Annotated in this window: 19 protein-coding genes and 1 pseudogene; 17 read left to right on the top strand and 3 right to left on the bottom strand. The window is 61.6% G+C overall.

Annotated features, from left to right (window positions below):
* Positions 1-723, bottom strand: a complete 723-nt coding sequence (locus ACZZZP_RS02510; protein WP_463381695.1) for an energy transducer TonB — start codon at positions 721-723, stop codon at positions 1-3.
* A 135-nt stretch (positions 724-858) separates the two neighbouring features.
* Between ACZZZP_RS02510 and ACZZZP_RS02505 the strand changes: the two genes are divergently transcribed.
* Together ACZZZP_RS02505 and ACZZZP_RS02500 are read left to right on the top strand one after the other, a co-directional pair.
* On the top strand, positions 859-3,090 hold the full coding sequence (locus ACZZZP_RS02505; protein ID WP_463381694.1) for a TonB-dependent hemoglobin/transferrin/lactoferrin family receptor: 2,232 nt from the start codon (positions 859-861) through the stop codon (positions 3,088-3,090).
* A gap of 52 nt (positions 3,091-3,142) precedes the next feature.
* A pseudogene (locus ACZZZP_RS02500) lies at positions 3,143-3,465 on the top strand (Rieske (2Fe-2S) protein).
* 3 nt (positions 3,466-3,468) lie between these two features.
* Here the strand turns inward: ACZZZP_RS02500 and sfsA are convergent.
* Complete coding sequence (sfsA, locus tag ACZZZP_RS02495) at positions 3,469-4,176, bottom strand: DNA/RNA nuclease SfsA (protein ID WP_463536229.1); 708 nt, start codon at positions 4,174-4,176, stop codon at positions 3,469-3,471.
* Entirely contained in the window at positions 4,176-5,348 is a 1,173-nt protein-coding gene (locus tag ACZZZP_RS02490; RefSeq protein WP_122493041.1) for a pyridoxal phosphate-dependent aminotransferase, read from the bottom strand. The genes sfsA and ACZZZP_RS02490 overlap by 1 nt, the downstream gene beginning before the upstream one ends.
* Before the next feature lie 199 nt (positions 5,349-5,547).
* On the opposite strand from ACZZZP_RS02490, the gene dksA reads away from it, so the two are divergent.
* The 15 genes from dksA (at position 5,548) to ACZZZP_RS02415 (ending at position 24,008) form a co-directional block, all read left to right on the top strand.
* Positions 5,548-5,991, top strand: coding sequence for an RNA polymerase-binding protein DksA (dksA, locus tag ACZZZP_RS02485; RefSeq protein WP_122454075.1), 444 nt, complete (start codon positions 5,548-5,550; stop codon positions 5,989-5,991).
* A gap of 58 nt (positions 5,992-6,049) precedes the next feature.
* Complete coding sequence (gene gluQRS / locus ACZZZP_RS02480) at positions 6,050-6,937, top strand: tRNA glutamyl-Q(34) synthetase GluQRS (RefSeq protein ID WP_463381691.1); 888 nt, start codon at positions 6,050-6,052, stop codon at positions 6,935-6,937.
* 148 nt (positions 6,938-7,085) lie between these two features.
* Entirely contained in the window at positions 7,086-7,262 is a 177-nt protein-coding gene (locus ACZZZP_RS02475) for a hypothetical protein (RefSeq protein WP_122454073.1), read from the top strand.
* A complete protein-coding gene (locus ACZZZP_RS02470) occupies positions 7,246-10,218 on the top strand; it encodes a sensor histidine kinase (RefSeq protein WP_463381690.1) in 2,973 nt (990 codons plus the stop codon). The genes ACZZZP_RS02475 and ACZZZP_RS02470 overlap by 17 nt, the downstream gene beginning before the upstream one ends.
* A 4-nt stretch (positions 10,219-10,222) precedes the next feature.
* Complete coding sequence (locus ACZZZP_RS02465) at positions 10,223-11,650, top strand: sigma-54-dependent transcriptional regulator (protein WP_463381689.1); 1,428 nt, start codon at positions 10,223-10,225, stop codon at positions 11,648-11,650.
* 720 nt (positions 11,651-12,370) lie between these two features.
* Positions 12,371-13,771, top strand: a complete 1,401-nt coding sequence (locus tag ACZZZP_RS02460) for a polynucleotide adenylyltransferase PcnB (RefSeq protein ID WP_122454070.1) — start codon at positions 12,371-12,373, stop codon at positions 13,769-13,771.
* Positions 13,771-14,262 carry a 2-amino-4-hydroxy-6-hydroxymethyldihydropteridine diphosphokinase gene (gene folK, locus ACZZZP_RS02455; protein ID WP_463381688.1) on the top strand — a complete coding sequence of 164 codons (492 nt, stop codon included), beginning with the start codon at positions 13,771-13,773 and terminating at the stop codon, positions 14,260-14,262. The genes ACZZZP_RS02460 and folK overlap by 1 nt, the downstream gene beginning before the upstream one ends.
* A 167-nt stretch (positions 14,263-14,429) precedes the next feature.
* Complete coding sequence (gene panB, locus ACZZZP_RS02450) at positions 14,430-15,230, top strand: 3-methyl-2-oxobutanoate hydroxymethyltransferase (protein WP_122493146.1); 801 nt, start codon at positions 14,430-14,432, stop codon at positions 15,228-15,230.
* Positions 15,227-16,087 (top strand): pantoate--beta-alanine ligase, encoded by an 861-nt coding sequence (gene panC, locus ACZZZP_RS02445; protein ID WP_463381687.1) that lies wholly within the window; start codon positions 15,227-15,229, stop codon positions 16,085-16,087. Before panB ends, panC begins: the two co-directional genes overlap by 4 nt.
* Positions 16,088-16,180: 93 nt before the next feature.
* Positions 16,181-16,561 (top strand): aspartate 1-decarboxylase, encoded by a 381-nt coding sequence (gene panD / locus ACZZZP_RS02440; protein WP_122454067.1) that lies wholly within the window; start codon positions 16,181-16,183, stop codon positions 16,559-16,561.
* A 178-nt stretch (positions 16,562-16,739) separates the two neighbouring features.
* Complete coding sequence (gene pgi, locus ACZZZP_RS02435; RefSeq protein WP_463381686.1) at positions 16,740-18,404, top strand: glucose-6-phosphate isomerase; 1,665 nt, start codon at positions 16,740-16,742, stop codon at positions 18,402-18,404.
* A gap of 267 nt (positions 18,405-18,671) precedes the next feature.
* The gene (gene acs, locus ACZZZP_RS02430; RefSeq protein WP_463536228.1) at positions 18,672-20,609 is read left to right on the top strand and encodes an acetate--CoA ligase; all 1,938 of its coding nucleotides are present in this window, start codon (positions 18,672-18,674) and stop codon (positions 20,607-20,609) included.
* Between the two features lie 55 nt (positions 20,610-20,664).
* A complete protein-coding gene (locus ACZZZP_RS02425) occupies positions 20,665-21,543 on the top strand; it encodes an oxygenase MpaB family protein (protein WP_463381685.1) in 879 nt (292 codons plus the stop codon).
* 101 nt (positions 21,544-21,644) lie between these two features.
* On the top strand, positions 21,645-22,826 hold the full coding sequence (locus ACZZZP_RS02420; RefSeq protein WP_463381684.1) for an acetyl-CoA C-acetyltransferase: 1,182 nt from the start codon (positions 21,645-21,647) through the stop codon (positions 22,824-22,826).
* Positions 22,827-22,991: 165 nt separating this feature from the next.
* Positions 22,992-24,008 carry a class I SAM-dependent rRNA methyltransferase gene (locus tag ACZZZP_RS02415; RefSeq protein WP_463381683.1) on the top strand — a complete coding sequence of 339 codons (1,017 nt, stop codon included), beginning with the start codon at positions 22,992-22,994 and terminating at the stop codon, positions 24,006-24,008.
* Positions 24,009-24,014 lie beyond the last annotated feature (6 nt).

Genomic DNA, 24,014 nt, shown 5'->3' with positions numbered 1-24,014 from the left:
TCAACGGCTCGCCGTGAGGGCGAACTCAATAGGTATTTGTACGCGGCTCGGCACAGCGCGGCCGTCCACAGTTTCGGGGCGGAACTGCCAGTCGGCTACGGCCTCCAGTGCGGCTTCATCCAGGCTGTCGACGCCGGAAGACCGCACAATTTGCAGCGCGCGCTGCTGGCCGCGCTCATCCAGCCGCACCTCCAGCACCACCACGCCTTGCTGATTTCGGCGCTTGGCCACAGTCGGGTAACGCGGCTGCTTGGGCGCCTGTAAATAACTTGGGCGACGGCTGAGCACTTCGCTCACCGCCGGTTTCGGCGTAGGGGAAACGGGGCCGGCGGCGGTGGCGGCAGTCGGCAATGCAACCTCGGCCGTTTCGTTTATTTCTGGTTTAGGTGGCGCCGGCTTGGTTACTGGCTTGCTCGGCTTGACCACGTGTTTGGCCACGGCGCGCGGCTCGACTTTGCGCTCCACCATCGCCGCCTTTGCCACCGGCGGAATCGGTGTGGCGGCGGGTTCGGGCAACGCTTTCTCCGCTTCCCGGACGGCCGGCTGCGCCATGGCAACCGCAGCCGGCGCCGGGGCTGGCGGCAGTTGAATGAGCATGGCCGCCGGCTCGCTTGAAGCCACATCGCGAGCGCGGCCGGGCTCTACGACCGATTCGCGCAGCAGCAAACTCGCCGCTGCGTGCAGCGCGAGCGAAAGCAGGAAATACACCGAGAAACGTCGCATCGGATGCCACGATCACCAAAAGTTAATCTATTTGATAATTGTTTGCATCTGCATGTCAATATCGTTAACGTGCGGCCCGATATCAAACCGGTGGCCAAAGTAGCCGCCCGACGTTAACGATCTAGGAGTAGATCCATGTCCCTTCGTCCGCCCTTCGCCCGCAAGCCTTGGCTGGTGTTGCTGCTGCTTTCGCCCTCGCTGGCCGCCGCCGCCGACAAAACGCCGACACAGTTCGACACCGTTACCGTCACCGCCACCCGCACCGAGCAAAAGCTTGATGAAGTGCCGAGCACCGTGTCGGTGATGACCGAGCGCGATATCGACCAGAACAACGTCAAAGACATCAAGGATCTGGTGCGTTACGAGCCAGGCGTTTCGGTGGGCGGCAGCGGCAGCCGGTTCGGCTTGTCGGGCTTTACCATTCGCGGGATCGGCGGCAATCGCGTATTGACCCAAGTGGATGGCGTCGCCGTGCCGGACGCCTTCGCCTTCGGTCCCTTTATGGAAGCGCGCCGCGACTACATCGACCCCGACACCATGAAGCAGGTCGAAATCATTCGCGGCCCGGCGTCGTCCCTGTACGGCAGCGATGCCATCGGCGGCGCGGTGAGTTTTCTCACCAAAGACGCGGCGGATTATCTGGAAGACGGCGACGATGCCTACGCCCGCCTGAAGACCGGTTTCGACACCTCCGACGACAGCTGGATGCGCAGCGCCACCGTTGCCGGCCGCCTGGGCAGCGTTGATGGCGTGGTGCATATCGGTCACCGCAATGGCCAGGAAGTTGACTCCTTCGGCGGCCGCGACGGCATTGGCGCCAGCCGTGGCGAAGCCAACCCGCAGGACTACAGCGCAGAGAATCTGCTGGTGAAAGGCGGCTGGAATTACTACGGCAACGACCGCCTGCAACTGACCTACGAGCGCTATTCCGTCGACACTGACACCCAGGTGCTCAGCGAATACAGCAACACCGCGACCATCCGCACCTCCGATGCCATCGACAGCACCGACCGCGAGCGCTACAGCCTTCAGCACCAGTTCGAGTTGAATAGCTTGTTGGTGGACAAAGTGGACTGGCATCTGGATTACCAGGACAGCCAGATTCGCCAGCGTACCGAGCAGGAGCGTTTCGTTGCGTCCGCACTGCGCGACCGTTACCGCGATTCCAGCTACGAAGAAAAACTGTGGGTACTTAACGCCAAGTTCGACAAAGCGTTCGCCACCGGCCCGGTTAACCATCAGCTGATTTATGGCTTCGACGTAAAGCGTTTGGAGAACAGCGATTTGCGTCGCGGCGCCGAAACCGTGCGTGCGACCGGCGCAGCGGTGCCGGTCGCACCTGGCGGCGACGCCTTCCCGATCAGTGACTTCCCGGACCCAACCACCAAGGAATACGCGCTGTTTGCCCAGAACGAAATGACCATCGGCGCGTGGACCATTCTGCCGGGCGTGCGTTATGACCGTTTCGAAATGAAGCCCCACGTCACCGATGAGTACCTCAACAGCGGCGCCACCGATGCCAGCCCTGACGACACCAAAGACGAACACATTTCGCCGAAGCTGGGCGTGACCTTCCAGGTCGACGACGCACACAGCGTGTACGGTCAGTACGCAGCGGGCTTCCGCGCTCCGCAGGCGGTGGAAATGTTCGGCGAGTTCGTCAACAGCACCGCGCGCTACCGCACCATCGCCAACACCAGTCTGAAAGCGGAAACCAGCGACAGCTACGAGATCGGGTTGCGCGGCCAGTACCGCGTCGGCAGCTTCGGCGCCGCGCTGTTCTACAACCGTTACAAAGACTTTATCGAACAGCAGAGCCGCACCTCTGCGCTGGCGCCGGCGCTCACTACCGACTTCCAGTACGTCAACATGGACCGAGTCACCATCCGTGGTGCCGAGGCCAAAGGCGAGCTTTTCCTCGACCAGCTTGGCCTGCTGCCAGCGGGCTGGAAAGCCATTGGTACGGTGGCTTATGCCCGGGGCGAAGACGAAGGAACGGGCGAGCCTATTAATAGTGTCGACCCGCTCAAAGGCGTGTTCGGCCTGGGCTACGCCGCGCCAACCGGCAAGTTCGGCGGCAGCCTGAACTGGACACTGGTAGCGGCCAAGGAGCGGGTCAACAACAGTCCAACCAATGAAGGCGGCACACCCAGCCAGTACGAGCCCTCCGGTTACGGCGTGCTTGATCTGAACGGCTGGTGGCAGATGACTGAAGCGTTTTCGGTCAATGCCGGCCTGTATAACCTTGGCGACAAAGAGTACTGGCAATGGGGCGATGTTCGCGGCCTGACCTCCCTCAACACCGGCCTGGACCGCTACTCCCAACCCGGCCGCCACGCCGCAGTCAACTTCATCTGGGAAATCTGACTACCGCCCACCCTGGGTGCACGGGATAATCCCCGTTCACCTGGAGGCGTCTATGCAGTTTCTCTGCGCCCCGGAATCTTTGGCTGAAGGCCAGAGCCGGGGCTTTTTGTTGGGCGGGATAAAGCTGGTGGCCGTGCGCAAGCAAGCCAGGTGTACATCTATATCAACCGCTGCCCGCACAAAGCTGTGTCGCTGGAATGGAAGGCGGATGAGTTTCTCGACAGCAGCCAGAGCCTGATTCAGTGCGCACGCCATGGCGCACTGTTTTTGATCGAGTCGGGCGAATGCATTACCGGCCCGTGTGAAGGCAAGGCGCTGACCGCCCTCGCCCTCCGCGAAGACGCCGCAGGCATTTGGGTCGAGGTGCCGGCTTAACGGTTAGAGCTGCACGTCGAGGCGGCGCGTCAGCCTGATCTCGGTTGGCGTCAGCACGGCGCCATAGGCGAGCACTTCGACGCCGGCCGCTTTGGCTTCCTTCAGCGCCTCGGCATAGGCCGCGTCAATTTCTCCGGCCGGGCGAACCGCGTCGATGTCCGACAGGTTCACGCAGTACAACTGCACGGCGCGAATGCCCTGGCGCGCCAGGCTGGACAGTTCGCGCAGGTGCTTGGCGCCGCGCTGGGTTTTAGCGTCGGGGAATGCGGCGACGCGGGTGCCGTCGAAACCCAGGGTCACGCTTTTCACTTCCACATACGCCATGCCGCTAGGGTATTCGAGGCGGAAATCGATGCGGCTGTTTTCTTCCCCATACGGCACTTCACGCTTGAGCGTGGTGAAGCCGGCCAGCTCGCTGATCACGCCCTCGCGCAGCGCTTCTTCCACCAACGGATTGGCCCGCGCCGTGTTCACGCAGGCCCAGCGGCCTTGCGGGGTTTGCGCCAGTTCCCAAGTGCCGGGCAACTTGCGTTTGGGGTCGCCGGAACGGCTGAACCACACGGCGCCGCCCTCGACCATGCAGTTGAACATGGAGCCGGTGTTGGGGCAGTGAATGGTCGGCAGCTCGCCGCTGGCGGTTTCGATGTCGGCGAGGAAGCGTTTGTAGCGGCGGATCAGGCGGCCTTCTTCCAGGGGCGGCGAAAACAGCATCAAGGCCGCCAGGTTTTCAGGCCGCGGGCGATACGCTCAACCGCTTCCTGCAAGCGCGGCAGGCTTTGCGTGTAGGCAAAACGCACGTGATGGCCGGCTTGATAGCGACCGAAATCCAGGCCCGGCGTAAACGCCACATGCTCGGTTTCCAGGAAGTGCTGACAGAAGGCAAAGGCGTCGCCGCCAAACGCACTGATGTCTGCATATAAATAGAAGGCGCCTTCCGGCTCCACGGCAATGCCGAAGCCAAGTTCGCGCAGGGCTGGCAATAGAAAGTCGCGCCGGCGCGCAAATTCGCCACGGCGCTGTTCGAGAATTTCCAGCGTGGCGGGTTCGAAGCAGGCCAGCGCCGCATGCTGGGCCATGCTCGGCGCGCTGATGTAGAGGTTCTGCGCCAGTTTCTCCAGTTCGCCCACCGCTTGCGGCGGCGCCACCAACCAACCCAGGCGCCAGCCGGTCATGCCGAAGTATTTCGAGAAACTGTTGAGCACGAAGGCGTCGTTGTCGACTTCCAGCACGCTGGCGGCATCCACGCCGTAGGTCAGGCCGTGGTAGATCTCGTCCACCACCAAATGGCCGCCGTGACCCTTGATGGCTTTGGACAAACCGCCCAACTCTTCACGCGACAACAAGGTGCCGGTCGGGTTGGCCGGCGATGCCACCAGGGCGCCGACGCTGTCGCGGTCCCAGTGGCGGTCGACCAGTTCAGGCGTCAGTTGGTAGCGCACGTCCGGGCCAACCGGCACCAACTGCGCAGCGCCTTCCACCAAGCGCAGGAAATGACGATTGCACGGGTAGCCTGGGTCGGCGAGCAGCCAGTGTTTGCCGGGGTCGACCAGCAAGGCGCTGGCCAGCAGCAACGCACCCGAACCGCCGGGCGTAATCAGGATGCGTTCGGGGTCTATGCTCAATCGGTAACGTTGCGCGTAGAAATTGGAAATGGCCTCGCGCAGGGCCGGCAAGCCACGGGCGGCGGTGTAGCGCGTATGGCCATCGGCCAAGGCGGCCTGGCCAGCAGCGACGATGGGCGCGGCGGTGGTGAAGTCCGGCTCGCCGATTTCCAGGTGGATGACATCATGGCCGTCGGCCTGCAACTGATTGGCCCGCGCCAGCAGCGCCATCACGTGAAACGGCTCAATCGCGCGGCTGCGAGCACTGTAGGGCGAAGTCATCGGCCTTCCTTATATAAGTTCAGGCGGCGATTCTACCCAACCAGTTGGCTAAACAGCAGCACGATGACAACCGGGAGTGGCATAGGCGAAGGCGATCTGGTAAGTTCGCCCGCTTGCAGCCGCAGGGCCGGCAATAAATGACGGCAATGGACAGTAATCCTGCGCAGTGGATTAGAGAGTTTTCAAGAGGCGGTCATCCATGCCCACCAAAGCAAAAGCAAAGAACGACCCGCTCAACCGTGGTTTCGAACCGTATAAAGAAACCAAGGGTGAGGAGTACATGAGTGAGCCAATGCGTGCGCACTTCACCAATATTCTGGGCAAGTGGAAGCTTGAGCTGATGCAGGAAGTCGATCGGACTGTGCATCACATGCAGGACGAAGCGGCCAACTTCCCTGATCCGGCCGACCGTGCCAGCCAGGAAGAAGAATTCAGCCTGGAACTGCGTGCCCGTGATCGCGAACGCAAGCTGATCAAGAAAATCGACCAGACTCTTCAACTCATCGAAGACAACGAATATGGCTGGTGCGATTCCTGCGGCGTAGAGATCGGCATCCGCCGTCTTGAAGCCCGCCCAACCGCCACCCTTTGCATCGATTGCAAAACCCTGGCGGAAATCAAAGAAAAGCAGATCGGTTCCTGATCTGAGAACGGGGCGCTTAGGCGCCCCGCTTCATTTCTGTCATGACCTTTTCTCGCGTATGACCACTCCAGCCTACATCGGGCGCTTCGCCCCCACGCCCAGCGGCTACCTGCACTTCGGCTCGCTGGTGGCGGCCCTCGCTTCCTATCTCGACGCCAAAGCCTGCGGCGGCACCTGGCTGCTGCGCATGGAAGACATCGACCCTCCCCGCGAAGTACCCGGCGCCCAATCGGCCATTTTGCAGACCCTGGAAAGCTACGGCTTCGAATGGGACGGCGAACTGGTGCGCCAGAGCGAGCGCCACGCAGCGTATGAAAGCGTGGTGCAGCGCCTGTTCAGCCACGGTCTGGCCTACGCCTGCACCTGTTCGCGTAAACAACTGGAAAATTACCAGGGCGTTTATCCAGGCTTCTGCCGCAATGCCGGGCATGAGCAGGAAGGCGCCGCCATTCGCCTGCGCGTGCCGGAACTTGAGTACCACTTTGTCGACCGCGTGCAAGGCGAGTACCGCCAGCATTTGGGCCGCGACGTCGGCGACTTTGTGATTCGCCGACGCGATGGTTTGTACGCCTATCAGCTGGCCGTGGTGCTGGATGACGCCTGGCAAGGGGTGACCGACATCGTTCGCGGCGCCGACCTGCTGGACTCCACGCCGCGCCAGCTGTACCTGCAAGAACTGCTCGGGCTGTCGCAGCCGCGTTATATGCATGTGCCGCTGATTATTCAGCCCGATGGCCATAAGCTCGGAAAGTCGTATCGCTCGCCCCCGCTGGAAACCCACGAAGCGGCGCGCTTGCTGCTGCGGGCCTTGCGTGCGCTGGGGCAAGCTGTAGTGCCGGAACTGGATGACGCCACGCCGGCAGAATTGCTGGCGTGGGGCATTCGTCACTGGGATGTCGCGCGCATCCCGCGCACGCTGACGTTGGCGGAATCGCAACTGCGTTGACCGTGCTTAAGGGCATCGCGGCTAAAGCCGCTCCTACACAATCGCGGCGCCTGTGGGAGCGGCTTTAGCCGCGATAGCTTTTGCGCCCCGCTTCCAGCCCTGACCTTCCATCCGTTACCATCGCCGCTCGCCAACCACGAGAAACGGCATGTACATCTACCGATTGGTCTTACTTCTGGTGGTGGGGATTTACCTCTTCTCCCCCGCCATCATGGACTGGTGGATCGACCCGAGCGGCGCCTGGTATCGCCCGTACTTGCTGTGGCTGATCCTTATCGTGGTGACCTTTATCTTGCAGAGCGGACGTGATGCTGACGAGCTTTAGCCTGAGTCAGCTGATTCTGATCAGCGCTGCCTATCTCCTTGTTCTGTTCGGCGTTGCCTGGATCAGCGAACGCGGCATCATCCCGCGCTGGATCGTCTCGCACCCGCTGACGTACACCTTGTCGCTCGGCGTCTATGCCAGCGCCTGGGCGTTCTACGGCACGGTCGGGCTGGCCTATCAATACGGTTTCGGTTTTCTCGCCAGCTACTTAGGCGTGTCGGGCGCGTTCTTGCTGGCACCGGTGTTGCTGTATCCGATTCTGCGCATCACCCGCACGTATCAGCTGTCGTCGCTGGCAGACCTGTTTGCCTTCCGCTTTCGCAGCACCTGGGCCGGTGCGCTGACCACACTGTTTATGCTGATCGGCGTGTTACCGCTGCTGGCCCTGCAATTTCAGGCGGTGGCCGACTCCATCGGCATTCTCACTCGCGAACCGGTGCATGAGCGGGTGGCGCTGAGTTACTGCGCGCTGATTACCTTGTTCACCATTCTGTTTGGCGCCCGCCACATCGCCACGCGCGGCAAGAATGAAGGCCTGGTGTTTGCCATCGCGTTTGAGTCCATCGTGAAAATGGTCGCCCTGGGCGGCATCGCGCTGTATGCCCTGTACGGCGTATTCGGCGGCCCACACGAATTGGAACTATGGCTGCTGCAAAACCAGGCGACGCTCGCCGCGCTGCACACGCCGCTGCAAGAAGGCCCGTGGCGCACGCTGCTGCTGATCTTTTTCGCCTCGGCCATCGTGATGCCGCACATGTATCACATGACCTTCACGGAAAACCTCAACCCGCGCGCGATGGTTAGCGCCAGTTGGGGTCTGCCGTTGTTTCTGCTGCTGCTGAGTTTGACCGTGCCGCTGATTCTCTGGGCCGGACTGAAACTGGGCGCCACCACTAATCCCGAATATTTCACCCTCGGCATCGGCATTTCGGTGAACAACGACACGCTGGCGCTGCTGGCGTATGTCGGGGGGTTGTCGGCCTCCAGTGGTTTGATCATCGTCACCACCTTGGCGCTGTCGGGCATGGCGCTGAATCACCTGGTGTTACCGCTGTATCAGCCGCCGGCGCAAGGCAACATTTACCGCTGGCTGAAGTGGACCCGCCGCGCGCTGATCATCGCCATCATTGCCGCCGGTTATGGCTTCTATCTATTACTCGGCGCCGAGCAAGACCTGGCCAACCTCGGCATCGTCGCGTTTGTGGCCACCCTGCAATTTCTGCCCGGCGTGCTGTCGGTGCTGTACTGGCCGACCGCCAACCGCAAAGGCTTTATCGCCGGCCTGCTGGTGGGCATTTCGGTGTGGACCGCGAGCATGCTGTTACCGCTGATTGGTAACGTGCAGGGCATTTATATTCCGCTGTTCAATTTCGTGTACGTGCTGGACGACACCAGTTGGCACTTGGCGGCCATCGCCTCGCTGGCGGCCAACGTGCTGGTATTCACGCTGGTGTCGCTGTTCACCGAGTCCAGCGCCGAAGAAGAAAGCGCCGCCGAAGCCTGTGCTGTGGATAACGTGCGTCGCCCACAGCGGCGTGAGCTGCTGGCCACCTCGCCGCAGGAATTCGCCACGCAATTGGCCAAACCGCTCGGCGCGAAGACGGCGCAACGGGAAGTGGAACAAGCGCTACGCGACTTGCATCTGCCGTTCGATGAAAACCGCCCCTACGCCCTGCGCCGCCTGCGCGACCGCATCGAAGCGAACCTGTCCGGCTTGATGGGCCCGAGCGTGGCGCAGGACATTGTCGAAACCTTCCTTCCTTATAAGTCCGGCAGCGAAAGCTACGTAACCGAAGACATTCACTTCATCGAAAACCGCCTTGAGGATTACCACTCGCGCCTGACCGGCCTTGCCGCCGAGCTCGATGCCCTGCGCCGTTACCACCGCCAGACCTTGCAAGAGCTGCCGATGGGCGTGTGCTCGCTGGCCAAGGATCAGGAAATCCTGATGTGGAACCGGGCTATGGAAGACCTCACCGGCATCGTCGCCCACCGCGTGGTCGGCTCGCGGCTGTCCACCATTGGCGAGCCGTGGAAGGCGCTGCTGGAAGGCTTTATCAACCTGCCCGACGAGCATTTGCACAAACAACGCCTGGCCCTCGACGGTCAGATTCGCTGGCTGAACCTGCACAAAGCGGCCATCGACGAGCCCTTGGCGCCGGGTAACACCGGCCTGGTGTTATTGGTTGAAGACCTCACCGAAACGCAGATGCTCGAAGACAAACTGGTGCACTCCGAACGCCTGGCGAGCATTGGCCGCCTGGCTGCGGGCGTGGCCCATGAAATCGGCAACCCGATTACCGGCATCGCCTGCCTGGCGCAGAACCTGCGCGAAGAACGCGAAACCGACCCGGAGCTGGCGGAAATCAGCAGCCAGATCGTCGAGCAAACCAAGCGGGTGTCGCGCATCGTGCAATCGCTGATGAGCTTTGCCCACGCGGGCGGCCGTCAGCAGCCCGAAGAACCTGTATGCCTGGCCGAAGTGGCACAGGACGCCATCGGCTTGCTGGCGCTGAACCGGCGCAGCATCGAAGTGCAGTTCTTCAATTTATGCGACCCGGACCACTGGGCCGTGGGCGACCCGCAGCGTTTGGCGCAGGTGCTGATCAATTTGCTCTCCAACGCCCGCGACGCTTCGCCACCGCGCGGCGCCATTCGCGTGAAGAGTGAAGCCAGCGAACAGACGGTCGATTTGATCGTCGAAGATGAAGGTACCGGCATTCCCAAGGCGATCATGGATCGCCTGTTCGAACCGTTCTTTACCACCAAAGATCCCGGTGAAGGAACCGGCCTGGGCCTCGCTCTGGTCTATTCCATCGTTGAAGAGCATTATGGGCAAATTACAATCGACAGCCCGGCAGACCCGGAGCTACAACGCGGAACCCGTATTCGGGTAACGTTACCGCGACATGTCGAAGCGACGTCCGTAGTGACCAGAGATCGTCGAGAGAGCTGAATTCATGCCACATATTCTGATCGTCGAAGACGAGACCATTATCCGTTCCGCCCTGCGCCGCCTGTTGGAGCGCAACCAGTACGAAGTCAGCGAAGCCGGCTCCGTGCAGGAAGCCCAGGAACGCTTCAGCATCCCCAGCTTTGACCTGATCGTCAGCGATTTGCGTCTACCCGGCGCGCCCGGCACCGAGCTGATCAAGCTCGGCCAAGGCATTCCGGTGCTGATCATGACCAGCTACGCCAGCCTGCGCTCAGCGGTCGATTCCATGAAGATGGGCGCGGTCGACTACATTGCCAAACCCTTCGACCACGACGAAATGCTTCAGGCCGTGGCCCGCATTCTGCGCGACCGCCAGGACAACAAACCGGCACTCGCCGCCAGCACCAGCAATGGCAGCCGCGCCGGTGACAAAGTCGTAGCCGGTAACACCAACGGCGAAATCGGCATCATCGGCTCCAGCCCGTCGATGCAAGAGCTGTACAGCAAAATCCGCAAAGTCGCCCCCACCGATTCCACCGTGCTGGTTCAGGGCGAATCCGGCACCGGTAAGGAGTTGGTGGCGCGTGCGCTGCACAACCTGTCGAAACGCGCCAAGGCGCCGATGATTTCGGTGAACTGCGCAGCCATTCCTGAAACCCTGATCGAGTCCGAATTGTTCGGCCACGAGAAAGGCGCGTTCACCGGCGCCAGCGCGGGTCGCGCGGGTCTGGTGGAAGCGGCGGACGGCGGTACGCTGTTCCTCGATGAAATTGGTGAGCTGCCGCTGGAAGCCCAAGCGCGCTTGCTGCGCGTGTTGCAGGAAGGCGAGATTCGCCGTGTGGGTTCGGTGCAGTCGCAAAAGGTCGATGTGCGTTTGATCGCCGCCACCCACCGCGACCTGAAAACCCTGGCCAAAACCGGCCAATTCCGTGAAGACCTTTTCTACCGCCTGCACGTTATCGCCCTGAAGCTGCCCGCTTTGCGCGAGCGCGGTGCCGACGTCAGCGAAATCGCTGCGCTGTTCCTGGCGCGCCAGTCGAGCAAAATGGGCCGCAGCGACCTGCGCTTCGCCCCCGACGCCGAGCAGGCGATTCGCCATTACACCTGGCCAGGTAACGTGCGCGAGTTGGAAAACGCCATCGAGCGCGCGGTGATTCTGTGCGAAGGCTCGGATATTTCAGCCGAACTGCTGGGTATCGATATCGAGCTGGATGATCTGGAAGACGGCGACTTCCTCGGCGCCCCCGTTGCCCACAACAGCACTAACGCCCATGAGCCGACCGAAGACCTGTCGCTGGAAGACTACTTCCAGCACTTCGTTCTCGAGCACCAAGACCACATGACCGAAACCGAGCTGGCGCGCAAATTGGGCATCAGCCGCAAATGTCTGTGGGAACGTCGTCAGCGCCTGGGCATTCCACGGCGCAAAACCGGCGCGGCATTGGAAGGTTGACAGCTGAGCGGTAACAAGGAATGCGCGCGCGGGTCGCCACACTTTGTTACCGCTCCAACATCGCGTAACAAAGCCGGGTTTAACGGTAACGGAAATCCGGCTTTTTTGTGCCTGTTCTGACACAGTGATTTTAGCTAAGTCCTTGTTTTATAAGGATTCACAAAAACTGGCACGGCATCTGCTATATGTTTGGTACAACAACAATAACAAGCAACGCCCAAGACAATAAAAATAAGACGTAACGACTCCAGCACAATAAAAACAAAATCGCGGGAGGCGCAGCTAACTGATTCTTTTGGAGAGGAATGGCTTTTGGGGTTCGCCCCGCGACCAGGCTGAGAATAACAAGACTGCTTTCAGGCAGAGCCCGAACTGGTTGGATCGAATGATCATGGCTACATCAGCATCCAAAGCAATCCGTTTGCTATTAACCTCCACATTGGAGGTTTTTCCTGAAAGCCACTAGGCCGACGGAACGGGTCAACAAACAAAAACAACAAGCCCGACATAATAATAAAAACAAAGCACGCACCTACTTGGGGGGAGCCTCGGCTCCCCCAGTAGCTTTCGCTACCACCCTCTCGCTTCTCCCCTTCTATATCGCGCTTTACGCCCAACCTCGCGGCGTCCTACACCATTCCCCGACACAATGCTAGAATCCGCAGCCTTCATGCGGTCATTTCCTTTTCTGGCCGGTCATTCCGTCAAACAGTGCATCCCATGCTGAAAAAGCTGTTCCAGTCCCTACGCTCCCCATTGCGCCGCGCCAAGCAGCACCCGCGCAGCACCCCCGAAGTGGTGACCAGTCACCAGCATCCGTTGCGCCGCGCGCACATCAGTCGCTATGCGGTAAGCATCGTTGAGCGCCTGCAGAACGCCGGTTACCAGGCCTACCTGGTTGGCGGTTGCGTGCGCGACCTGCTGTTGGATATCGAGCCAAAAGACTTCGACGTCGCCACCAGCGCCACCCCCGAGCAAGTGCGTGCTGAGTTCCGCAACGCCCGGGTCATCGGCCGCCGCTTCAAGTTGGTTCATGTGCACTTCGGTCGCGAAATCATCGAAGTGGCCACCTTCCGCGCCAATCACCCCGTCAGCGAAGAAGAGGAAGACAGCAATCAGTCTTCTCGCCACGAGAGCGGCCGCATTCTGCGCGACAACGTGTATGGCAGCCTGGAAGACGACGCCCAGCGCCGCGACTTCACCATCAACGCCCTGTATTTCGATGTAACCGGCGAGCGCATTCTCGATTACGCCCGTGGCATGCACGACATCCGTAACCGTCAGGTGCGCCTAATTGGCGACCCGGAAAAGCGTTACCTCGAAGACCCGGTGCGCATGCTGCGTGCGGTGCGCTTTGCCGCCAAGCTCGACTTCGATATCGAAAGCCACAGCGCCGAGCCGATTCCGCGTCTGGCAAAAATGCTGCGGGACATTCCCTCGGCGCGCCTGTTTGATGAAGTGCTCAAACTGTTCCTCTCCGGTTACGCCGAGCACGTGTTCGAGCTGCTGCTGGAGTACGACCTGTTCGAGCCGTTGTTCCCGGCCAGTGCCGCCGCACTCAAGGCGAGCCCGGAATACACGTACAACCTGATCAGCCAGGCCTTGATCAACACCGATCAGCGCATTGAAGACGGCAAGCCGGTAACCCCGGCCTTCCTGTTCGCCGCCCTGCTCTGGCCGGCGCTGCCGGCCCGCGTGATCAAGCTGCAAGACCGTGGCATGCCGCCGATTCCGGCGATGCAAGAAGCGGCTCACGAACTGATCGCCGAGCAATGCCAACGCATCGCCGTGCCCAAGCGTTTCACCATTCCGATTCGCGAAATCTGGGACATGCAGGAGCGCCTGCCACGGCGCAGCGGCAAGCGTGCCGACCTGTTGCTGGAAAACCCACGTTTCCGCGCCGGCTACGATTTCCTGCTGCTGCGCGAGAGCGCCGGCGAGAAAACCAATGGCCTGGGCGACTGGTGGACCGATTACCAGGATTGCACTGACAGCGAACGCCGCCAGATGATTCGCGACCTCGCCGCCACTGGTGAAGACACCAGCACTGCACCGCGCAAACGTCGTCGCAGCGGTAGCAGTCGCAAACGCGGCGCCGCCCCGAGCCCGGCGCAAGACTGATGGAGCGGGTGTATATCGGCCTCGGTAGCAACCTGGCCGAACCGCTGGACCAATTGCGCGGCGCCCTCGCGGCGCTGGCGCAGTTGCCCGATACCCAGTTGGTGAATTGCTCTTCCTTCTATAGCAGCGACCCGCTCGGCCCCGCCGACCAGCCCCGTTACGTCAATGCCGTCGCAGCGCTGGACACTTCCCTCAGGCCCCTGTCACTGCTCGATGCGTTGCAAGCCATCGAACTGGAACAGGGCCGCGAACGCAAAGCCGAACGCTGGGGTCCGCGAACCCTCGATCTGGACATTCTCGCCTTTGGCAAACTCGTGCTTGATGAACCCCGTTTGCAGGTGCCGCATTACCACATGCATGCCCGGCCGTTCGTCCTCTACCCGCTCGCCGAACTGGCCCCCGAACTGACCCTGGCCGATGGTCGCCGCCTCAGCGACCTACTGCTGGCCTGCCCCTTCGAGGGCCTGGAAAAACTGCCTGCCTCGCTGTAACCGCCGCCGTTGCTGGGCTCAGGTAGTAAAACTACAAGCCCCGCATTGGCGGTAACGCCAGTAACAAGTCGGTAACACCTGCAATTGACTTCGCCCTTTCGCATCACGACTATAGGCGTCCCGTTGCCCCGCGCCGGTGCGCGCGAGGCGCTAAGAGGACCAATATGATGCCTGACGTTACCCTGAGCACCCTGCAAGAGCTGAATCAAAAAGGCGAAAAAATCGTCATGCTCACTGCCTACGATGCCACCTTCGCCTCCGTTGCCGCGAAGGCCGGCGTCGAGGTGTTGCTGGTGGGCGATTCCCTCGGCATGGTTGTGCAAGGCCATGACAGCACCCTGCCGGTCAGCGTTGCGGATATGGCTTACCACACCGCCTGCGTGAAACGCGGTAATAGCGGTGCGCTCATCGTTACCGACCTGCCCTTCATGGCCTACGCCACGCTTGAACAAGCGCTGGTCAACAGCGGCGCGCTGATGCAAGCCGGCGCCCATATGGTCAAGCTCGAAGGCGGCGGCTTCCTCGCTGAAACCGTGCGCCGCCTGGCTGAGAATGGCGTGCCAGTGTGCATGCACATGGGCCTGACGCCGCAGTCGGTCAACGTGCTCGGTGGTTATAAAGTGCAAGGTCGCAGCGAAGCTCAGGCGCGCCAACTGCGCAGCGACGCCATCGCCCTGGAACAAGCTGGCGCCGCCATGCTGCTGCTGGAATGCGTACCGAGCGAACTGGCCGCCGAAATCACCGAAGCGGTAAAAATTCCGGTCATTGGCATCGGTGCCGGTAACGCCACCGACGGCCAGGTTCTGGTGCTGCACGACATGCTCGGCCTGTCGCTCACCGGCCGCACGCCCAAGTTCGTGAAGAACTTTATGCAAGACCAGACCAGCATCGACGGCGCCATTCGCGCCTATGTCGCGGCGGTCAAAGATTCGTCATTCCCTGCCGCTGAACACGGATTCTCTGCATGAACACGGTTACCACCGTCCGCGAACTACGCGCCGCTGTTGCTCAAGCGCGTGCCGAGGGCAAAGACGTCGGCCTGGTGCCGACCATGGGCAATCTGCACGACGGCCACGCCAAGCTGGTAGAAAAAGCCGCCCAGCGCGTCGACTTCGTGGTTGCCAGCATCTTCGTTAACCCGTTGCAGTTCGGGCCTAAGGAAGACCTGGAAAACTACCCGCGCACCCTCGCCGCCGACAAAGAACGCCTGATTCAAGCCGGCTGCCAACTGCTGTTCGCGCCAAGCGTTGAAGAGATGTACCCCGACGGCATGGCAGCGCAGACCATCGTGCATGTGTCCGGCGTTTCCGAAGGCTTGTGTGGCGGCAGCCGCCCTGGGCACTTCGATGGTGTGTCGACCGTGGTGACCAAATTGTTCCAGATGGTGCAGCCGGACATCGCCATCTTTGGCCAGAAGGACTACCAGCAACTGGCCGTGATCCGCACCTTGGTGCGCGACCTGAACATGCCCATCCAGATTATTGGCGAGCCCACCGTACGCGCCGAAGACGGCCTGGCGCTGTCTTCACGCAACGGTTATCTGGACGACACCCAGCGCGCCGCCGTTCCGGCCATCTACCAATGTCTGCAACAAATGGCCACCGCCATCAAAGCCGGCGCCCGCGATTTCGCCCCGCTGATCGAGCAAGGCCAGAAGCAGCTGGAAGCAGCCGGTTTCCGTATGGATTACCTGGAAGTGCGCCGCTCCGACAACCTGCGCCCGGCCACTAAAGACGATCGCCACTTGGCCATTTTGGTCGCCGTATTCGTTGGCACCACGCGCCTGATCGACAACGTCGTGTTCGAGTTGCCCGAAAGCGCCTGACCCATCCCGTACCGCTTATTAACCCCCGGCGCCCTTCCAACAACAAAAGGCGCCGTTGTTTAGCCTGCCGAGGCTCTTTAAAGGAAGCACGCCATGCACGCCATCATGCTCAAGGCCAAACTGCACCGCGCCGAAGTGACCCACGCCGTTCTCGATTACGAAGGCTCATGCGCCATTGACGGCGAGTGGCTCGACCTGGCCGGCATTCGCGAGTACGAGCAAATTCAGATTTACAACGTCGACAACGGTGAGCGCTTCACCACTTACGCCATCCGTGGCGAAGAAGGCTCGCGCATCATCTCGGTCAACGGCGCGGCCGCGCACAAAGCCCATGTCGGCCACCGCGTCATCATTTGCGCCTACGCCCACTACAGCGAGGCCGAGCTGGTGAATTTCAAACCGCGCATGCTGTATATGGCGCCGGGCAATGAACTCAGTCACACCAGCGATGCCATACCGGTACAAGTTGCGTAAGCACAGGGGCTATGATGCGTCCTGTTTTCCGCGCTGGAGCCCGGTTTACGGACGCTGATCGGGGGTTGGCATGAAAACCGCTAAACCCCGTAACGCCCCTAAGAAAAAGCCCGGAGCCGTCCGGGCTTTTTAATGGTCATAGGTTTCTCACGATTAGTCAGAAAGGAATTTGCAGGCTATGGCGTACTACCAACACCCTCACGACGTTACAACCTTGCCGGCCTGGCAGGCACTGCGCCAGCATCGCGAAGCCATGCAGAACTTCAGCATGCGCGAAGCCTTCAACTCCGATGACAAGCGCTTCGCCGAATTCTCGCTGAGCAGCTGCGGTCTGTTTCTGGATTACTCGAAAAACCTGATCACCACCGAAACCCGCGACCTGCTCGTCGCCCTGGCTGAAGAAGTCGGGCTTAAAGAAGCGATTGAGCAGCTGTTCGACGGCACCCTGGTAAACGCCTCGGAAGGCCGCCCGGCCCTGCACACCGCCCTGCGTCGCCCGGTTGGCGAGCGCCTGATGGTCAACGGCGCCAACGTGATGCCCGACGTGCACCGCGTGCTGAACCAGATGACCGAGCTGGTCACCCGCATTCATAACGGCCTGTGGCGCGGTTACACCGAAAAGCCGATCACCGACGTGGTCAACATCGGCATCGGCGGCTCGTTCCTCGGCCCGCAACTGGTGTCCGAAGCGCTGCTGCCCTACGCCCAGCAAGGCGTGCGCTGCCACTACCTGGCGAACATCGACGGCAGTGAATTCCACGAGCTGTCCGATGGCCTGAAGGCCGAAACCACGCTGTTTATCGTCTCGTCGAAATCGTTCAACACCCTTGAAACCCTGAAAAACGCCCAGGCCGCACGCAGCTGGTACCTGGCGCAAGGCGGTTCGGAGGGCGATCTGTACAAACACTTCATCGCCGTTTCCAGCAACCGTGAGGCCGCCGTGGCCTTTGGTATTCGCGAAGAAAACATTTTCCCGATGTGGGATTGGGTCGGTGGGCGTTACTCGCTGTGGTCCGCCATCGGTTTGCCTATCGCGCTGGCCATCGGCATGTCCAACTTCAAGGAACTGCTCTCCGGCGCCTATAGCATGGACCAGCACTTCCAGACCGCGCCGTTCGAACGCAACATGCCGGTGCTGCTGGCCCTGCTCGGCGTGTGGTACGGCAACTTCTGGAGCGCGCAAAGCCACGCGATCCTTCCGTACGACCATTACCTGCGCAACATCACCAAGCACTTGCAGCAGTTGGACATGGAATCCAACGGCAAGAGCGTGCGCCAGGACGGCAGCGCCGCTACCTGCGACACCGGCCCGGTGATCTGGGGTGGCGTTGGCTGTAACGGTCAGCACGCCTACCACCAGTTGCTGCACCAAGGCACCCAACTGATTCCGGCCGACTTTATCGTGCCGGTGGTCAGCTACAACCCGGTGGCCGACCACCACCAATGGCTGTACGCCAACTGCCTGTCACAGAGCCAGGCGCTGATGCTGGGTAAAACCCGCGACGAAGCCGAAGTCGAACTGCGCAGCAAAGGCTTGCCGGAAGAAGAAGTGCAGCGCCTGGCGCCCCACAAAGTCATTCCGGGCAACCGCCCGAGCAACACCTTGGCCATGGAACGCATCAGCCCTCGCCGCCTCGGCGGCCTGGTAGCGCTGTATGAACACAAGGTGTTTGTGCAGAGCGTGGTCTGGGGCATCAACGCCTTCGACCAGTGGGGCGTGGAACTGGGCAAGGAATTGGGCAAGGGCGTGTACCAGCGTCTTACCGGCGGTAACGAACAGCCGGCTGAGGATGCGTCCACTCAAGGTCTGATCGATTACTTCCGCGGCCGTCACCGCGGGTGATGGGTTAGCGAGAACACAAAGCCGGCCTGCTTACACAGGCCGGCTTTTTTTGTGGGTGCAGAATAAGAGCATCGCGGCTGAAGCCGCTCCCACAGGGGTTCAGCGATCTGTGGGAGCGGCTTTAGCCGCGATTCCTGCAAACGCCCGCATTTCGAGGGGTTGTACCTTTCATCGTCGCCAGTGCACCCCTTACGGTCTATCTTTAGCTTCACGCTTTCCTACATCCTGCGGTCAAAACTAGCGGTCAACAAAAACAAGGACTCCGCCATGTTCAAGATCTCCGACCACCCGGTTGCCGATGCCGTGCGTGAGCGCGCGCTGCTCGACAACGAGGGCTACCAGCGCCTGTACAAGCAATCCATCGAGCAGCCCGAGCAGTTCTGGGGCGAACAGGCCAAAGCCTTTCTCGACTGGTTTCAACCATGGCGCAGCGTGTACCACGGCGACATGGCCACCGGCCACGCCAGCTGGTTCAAGGAAGGCAAACTCAACGTCAGCTACAACTGCATCGACCGCCACCTGGAAAAACGCGGCGATCAGGTGGCCATCATCTGGGAAGGCGACAACCCCAGCGAATCGGCGCATATCACCTACAAAAAACTTCATCACCACGTTTGCCGCCTGGCCAATGTGTTGAAAAGCCGTGGCGTGCAGAAAGGCGACCGGGTGTGCATCTACATGCCCATGGTGCCGGAAGCCACCTACGCCATGCTCGCCTGCGCACGCATCGGCGCGGTGCATTCGGTGGTGTTCGGCGGCTTCTCGCCCGACGCCCTGCGCGACCGCATTCTGGATGCCGATTGCCGCACCGTGATCACCGCCGACGAAGGCGTGCGCGGCGGTAAATACGTGCCGCTGAAGAAGAACGTGGATAAAGCCCTGGAAAGCTGCCCGGGCGTTTCCACCGTCGTCGTGGTGCAACGCACCGAAGGCGATGTGCAATGGCAAGACGGCCGCGACCTCTGGTACCACGAAGCCGTGCGCGGCGCTGACAGCGAATGCGCGCCAGAACCGATGGACGCCGAAGACCCGCTGTTCATCCTGTACACCTCCGGCTCCACCGGCAAACCCAAAGGCGTACTGCACACCACCGGCGGCTACTTGCTCATGGCGGCCATGACCCACAAGTACGTGTTCGACTACCACGACGGTGACGTCTATTGGTGCACCGCCGACGTCGGCTGGGTTACGGGCCACAGCTACATCGTCTACGGCCCGCTGGCCAACGGCGCCACCACGCTGGTGTTTGAAGGCGTGCCGAATTACCCGGACAGCTCGCGCTTCTGGCAGGTCATCGACAAGCACGAGGTGAACATTTTCTACACCGCGCCCACCGCCCTGCGCGCCTTGATGCGCGAAGGCACCGGCCCTGTGGAAAAGACCTCGCGCGCCAGCTTGCGCCTGCTCGGCAGCGTCGGCGAGCCGATCAACCCGGAAGCCTGGGAATGGTATTTCAACGTGGTTGGCGAGTGCCGCTGCCCCATCGTCGATACCTGGTGGCAGACCGAAACCGGCGGCATCATGCTCACGCCGTTGCCGGGTGCGACCGTGTTGAAACCGGGCGCGGCGACCAAACCGTTCTTCGGCGTGCAGCCGGCGTTGCTGGATGAACACGGCAAGGAAATCGACGGCCCCGGCTCAGGCGTGCTGGTGATCAAGGCCAGTTGGCCCAGCCAGATCCGCAGCGTGTATGGCGACCACCAGCGCATGATCGACACCTACTTCAAGCCCTACCCCGGTTACTACTTCGCCGGCGACGGCGCGCGCCGCGATGCCGACGGCGACTACTGGATTACCGGGCGTATCGACGACGTGATCAACGTGTCGGGCCACCGCATCGGCACCGCTGAAGTAGAAAGCGCCTTGGTGCTGCACGACGCCGTGGCCGAAGCGGCAGTGGTCGGCTATCCCCACGACGTTAAAGGCCAAGGCATTTACGCGTTTGTGACGCTGATGCAGGGCATCGAGGTCAGCGACGAGCTGCAGAAAGAACTGCTGACCCTGGTCGGCAAGGAAATCGGCAGCTTCGCCAAACCGGAACTGCTGCAATGGGCACCGGGCTTGCCGAAAACCCGTTCGGGCAAAATCATGCGCCGCATCCTGCGCAAGATCGCCTGCAACGAACTCGACAGCCTGGGCGACACCTCAACGCTGGCCGACCCGTCGGTAGTCGATAGCCTTATCGACAACCGCCTCAACCGTTAGCCCGCTGTCCCCCGGCATCGCGACCGCGGTGCCGGGTTCGTTTATGAAGTGAGTCATGGAATTTATTCGCCAGCGCATCGAGCGACAAATCTTCAGCCTGACGGGCCTTGCGCTCGGCCAAATCGACTTTGAACAACCGCCCGGCGACCCCGGCCTATTCGGCCCGGAAGCCGTGTGTTGGCGCGTGCACGGTGACTTCACCAGCATGATGGTCGGCGGCATCAGCGCCTTGCTGTTGCAAGCGCTGCATCCCTTGGCGCTGGCCGGCGTGTGGGATCACTCCAACTTTCGCGAAGACTTGCTCGGTCGCCTGCGCCGCACCGGGCAATTTATTTCCGGCACCACCTATGGCTCGACCCGCGATGCCAACTGGCTGATCGACAAGGTGCGCACCATTCACCTGCAAGTGACCGGCACCGCCGCCGATGGCCGCCCGTATGCAGCGAGCGATCCGGCGTTACTGACCTGGGTGCACGTGGCGGAAGTGAGCAGCTTTCTGGCTGCCCATTTGCGCTACTTCAACCCGGATTTATCTGTGAGCGAGCAAGACCGTTACTACGCCGAAATCGCCTTGATCGCCGAGCGACTAGGCGCCACAAACGTGCCGCGCAGTTGCCAGGAAGCGGCCGATTACTTGGAACAGATTCGTCCGCAATTACGCTGCGATGAGCGCAGCCTGGAAATCATGCGCGTGCTATTCAACGCGCCGGCGCCCAGCCACATCGCCAAGCCGTTCGGGGCGCTGATGATGCGCGCCGGTGTCGACCTGCTACCGCGTTGGGCCGCCGATATGCTGGGGCTCGAATTGTCAGAACGCCAACGCCTGCTGATTCGCAGCGGCGTCAAACGCGGTGCGCCATTGCTGCGGTGGGCCGTGCGCGGCAGCGCCTTGATGCGCGCCCGGCGGCGCATGGGTTTGCCACCTCTGCGCTGACCCACCAGTCAGCCAAGCCGGTGGCCGCGCCATTGCCGCCTATGCCACCATAACCGCCCGCCGCGGCCTGGCCGCGCCCTGCTCACATGAGGATTCGCGCCATGCAAGACGTCGTAATCGTAGCCGCCACCCGCACCGCCGTCGGCAGTTTCCAAGGCTCGCTGGCGAACATTCCCGCCGTTGATTTGGGCGCTGCCGTAATCCGCGCGCTGCTGGAAAAGACCGGCCTGGATGGCACCGAAGTGGATGAAGTAATCCTCGGCCAGGTGCTCACAGCCGGTGCCGGGCAAAACCCCGCGCGTCAGGCCGCCATCAAGGCGGGTTTGCCCGTCGCCGTTCCGGCACTGACGCTCAACAAAGTGTGCGGCTCCGGCCTCAAAGCCCTGCACCTCGGCGCCCAAGCCATCCGCTGTGGCGATGCCGACGTGATCATCGCCGGCGGCCAGGAAAACATGAGCCTGGCCCCGTACGTAATGCCGGGCGCCCGCACCGGTTTGCGCATGGGCCACGCGCAGGTGAAAGACAGCATGATCACCGACGGCCTGTGGGACGCCTTCAACGACTACCACATGGGCATCACCGCCGAGAATCTGGTGGAGAAATACGAGATTACTCGCGAAGCCCAAGACGCCTTCGCCGCCGGCTCGCAACAGAAAGCCGTGGCCGCGATTCAAGGCGGGCGCTTCAGCGACGAAATTACGCCGATCCTGATTCCGCAGCGCAAGGGCGACCCGGTTGCTTTTGCCACCGACGAACAACCCCGCGCCGGCACCACCGCCGAAGCGCTGGGCAAACTCAAACCCGCTTTCAAAAAAGACGGCACCGTGACCGCCGGCAACGCCTCCAGCCTCAACGACGGCGCCGCTGCCGTGATTCTGATGAGCGCCGACAAAGCCAAGGCTTTGGGCCTGCCCGTACTGGCAAAAATCGCCGCCTACGCCAATGCCGGCGTCGACCCCGCCATCATGGGCATCGCCCCGGTTTCGGCCACCAAACGCTGCCTGGAAAAAGCCGGCTGGACGCTCGACCAACTCGACCTGATCGAAGCCAACGAAGCCTTCGCCGCGCAGGCGTTGTCGGTCGGCAAAGAGCTGGGCTGGGATGCGAGCAAGGTCAACGTCAACGGCGGCGCCATCGCCATCGGCCACCCCATCGGCGCCTCAGGCTGCCGCGTGCTGGTGACCTTGCTGCACGAAATGATCAAACGTGACGCCAAGAAAGGCTTGGCCACGTTGTGCATTGGTGGTGGGCAGGGTGTGGCGTTGGCGCTGGAACGCGAGTAACCCAACGGCGGATATCTGCGCGCCTGGACCCCGCCTTCGCGGGGGAGACGACTAATCGGACACAGACTCCCGTCATTCCCGTGCAGGCGGGAATCCAGGTGTGCAGATATCTGCCCATGACTTTCTTGGTAAACTGCGCGCCCTTAATTTCCCGAGCCGCGGCGCATGTCTTCTCTCGATCAGGCGCTGCGCGCCGCTCTCGTCAACCGCCATGCCCTGCTCGCTGAGCTGCACGGGCAAGGCACCGACTGCTACCGCCTGTTCCATGGCAGTCAGGAAGGCGCATCCGGCCTGACCATCGACCGCTACGGTCCGCAACTGCTGGTTCAAAGCTTCCACAATCCCCTGGACCGCGAGACACTGCTGGCCGCCCACGAATTGATCAGTCGCGAACTCAACCTCGACCTGCTGCTGGTCTACAACGACCGTTCCGGCAGCAACTCGCGCATCGACCGCAGCGACGCCGTTTACCCAGCAGAACCCGCTGCGCTGGAAGCGTGCGCGGGTCACGAATGGGGCCTGAACTACCGCGTCCGTGGCCGCCACGCCGGGCAAGACCCGCTGCTGTTTCTCGACCTGCGCAACGCCCGCGGCTGGGTAAAAGACCACAGCGCCGGCAAGAGCGTGCTCAACCTGTTCGCCTACACCTGCGGCGTCGGCCTTAGCGCGGCGGCAGGCGGGGCGAGCGAGGTGTGCAATCTGGATTTCGCCGAAGGCAACCTGGCCGTCGGCAAGGAAAACGGCGCGCTCAACCCGACGCTGGCGCCGATGCAGTTCATTCAGTCCGATTATTTCCCCGCCATTCGCCAACTCGCCGGCCTACCGATCAGCCAGCGGCGTGGGCAAAAACTGCCGAGCTACCCGCGCCTCGAACAACGCCAATACGACCTGGTGTTACTCGATCCGCCGGCCTGGGCGAAAAGCGCGTTTGGTACGGTCGATTTGCTGCGCGATTACCAAAGCCTGCTCAAGCCCGCGATTCTCACTACAGCCGAAGACGGCGTGCTGATCTGCTGTAACAACCTGGCAAAGGTTGCCCTGGAAGATTGGCGAGAGCAGGTGCTGCGTTGCGCCGAGAAAGCCGGTCGGCCGGTGCGCGACTGGCAGGTGATGCCGCCTGCTGCGGACTTTCCTTCAAGCGATGGTAAGCCGCCGCTGAAGACACTGATTTTGCAATTTTAAAAACAT

The sequence above is a fragment of the Pseudomonas sp. AC211 genome, assembly GCF_979258055.1.
This window is presented reverse-complemented; position numbering and strand designations above follow the sequence as displayed.

Coding starts and splice junctions, on each gene's coding strand:
- ACZZZP_RS02510 (WP_463381695.1), bottom strand. CDS start 723: ATGCGACGTTTCTCGGTGTATTTCCTGCTTTCGCTCGCGCTGCACGCA.
- ACZZZP_RS02505 (WP_463381694.1), top strand. CDS start 859: ATGTCCCTTCGTCCGCCCTTCGCCCGCAAGCCTTGGCTGGTGTTGCTG.
- sfsA (WP_463536229.1), bottom strand. CDS start 4,176: ATGCTGTTTTCGCCGCCCCTGGAAGAAGGCCGCCTGATCCGCCGCTAC.
- ACZZZP_RS02490 (WP_122493041.1), bottom strand. CDS start 5,348: ATGACTTCGCCCTACAGTGCTCGCAGCCGCGCGATTGAGCCGTTTCAC.
- dksA (WP_122454075.1), top strand. CDS start 5,548: ATGCCCACCAAAGCAAAAGCAAAGAACGACCCGCTCAACCGTGGTTTC.
- gluQRS (WP_463381691.1), top strand. CDS start 6,050: ATGACCACTCCAGCCTACATCGGGCGCTTCGCCCCCACGCCCAGCGGC.
- ACZZZP_RS02475 (WP_122454073.1), top strand. CDS start 7,086: ATGTACATCTACCGATTGGTCTTACTTCTGGTGGTGGGGATTTACCTC.
- ACZZZP_RS02470 (WP_463381690.1), top strand. CDS start 7,246: ATGCTGACGAGCTTTAGCCTGAGTCAGCTGATTCTGATCAGCGCTGCC.
- ACZZZP_RS02465 (WP_463381689.1), top strand. CDS start 10,223: ATGCCACATATTCTGATCGTCGAAGACGAGACCATTATCCGTTCCGCC.
- ACZZZP_RS02460 (WP_122454070.1), top strand. CDS start 12,371: ATGCTGAAAAAGCTGTTCCAGTCCCTACGCTCCCCATTGCGCCGCGCC.
- folK (WP_463381688.1), top strand. CDS start 13,771: ATGGAGCGGGTGTATATCGGCCTCGGTAGCAACCTGGCCGAACCGCTG.
- panB (WP_122493146.1), top strand. CDS start 14,430: ATGCCTGACGTTACCCTGAGCACCCTGCAAGAGCTGAATCAAAAAGGC.
- panC (WP_463381687.1), top strand. CDS start 15,227: ATGAACACGGTTACCACCGTCCGCGAACTACGCGCCGCTGTTGCTCAA.
- panD (WP_122454067.1), top strand. CDS start 16,181: ATGCACGCCATCATGCTCAAGGCCAAACTGCACCGCGCCGAAGTGACC.
- pgi (WP_463381686.1), top strand. CDS start 16,740: ATGGCGTACTACCAACACCCTCACGACGTTACAACCTTGCCGGCCTGG.
- acs (WP_463536228.1), top strand. CDS start 18,672: ATGTTCAAGATCTCCGACCACCCGGTTGCCGATGCCGTGCGTGAGCGC.
- ACZZZP_RS02425 (WP_463381685.1), top strand. CDS start 20,665: ATGGAATTTATTCGCCAGCGCATCGAGCGACAAATCTTCAGCCTGACG.
- ACZZZP_RS02420 (WP_463381684.1), top strand. CDS start 21,645: ATGCAAGACGTCGTAATCGTAGCCGCCACCCGCACCGCCGTCGGCAGT.
- ACZZZP_RS02415 (WP_463381683.1), top strand. CDS start 22,992: ATGTCTTCTCTCGATCAGGCGCTGCGCGCCGCTCTCGTCAACCGCCAT.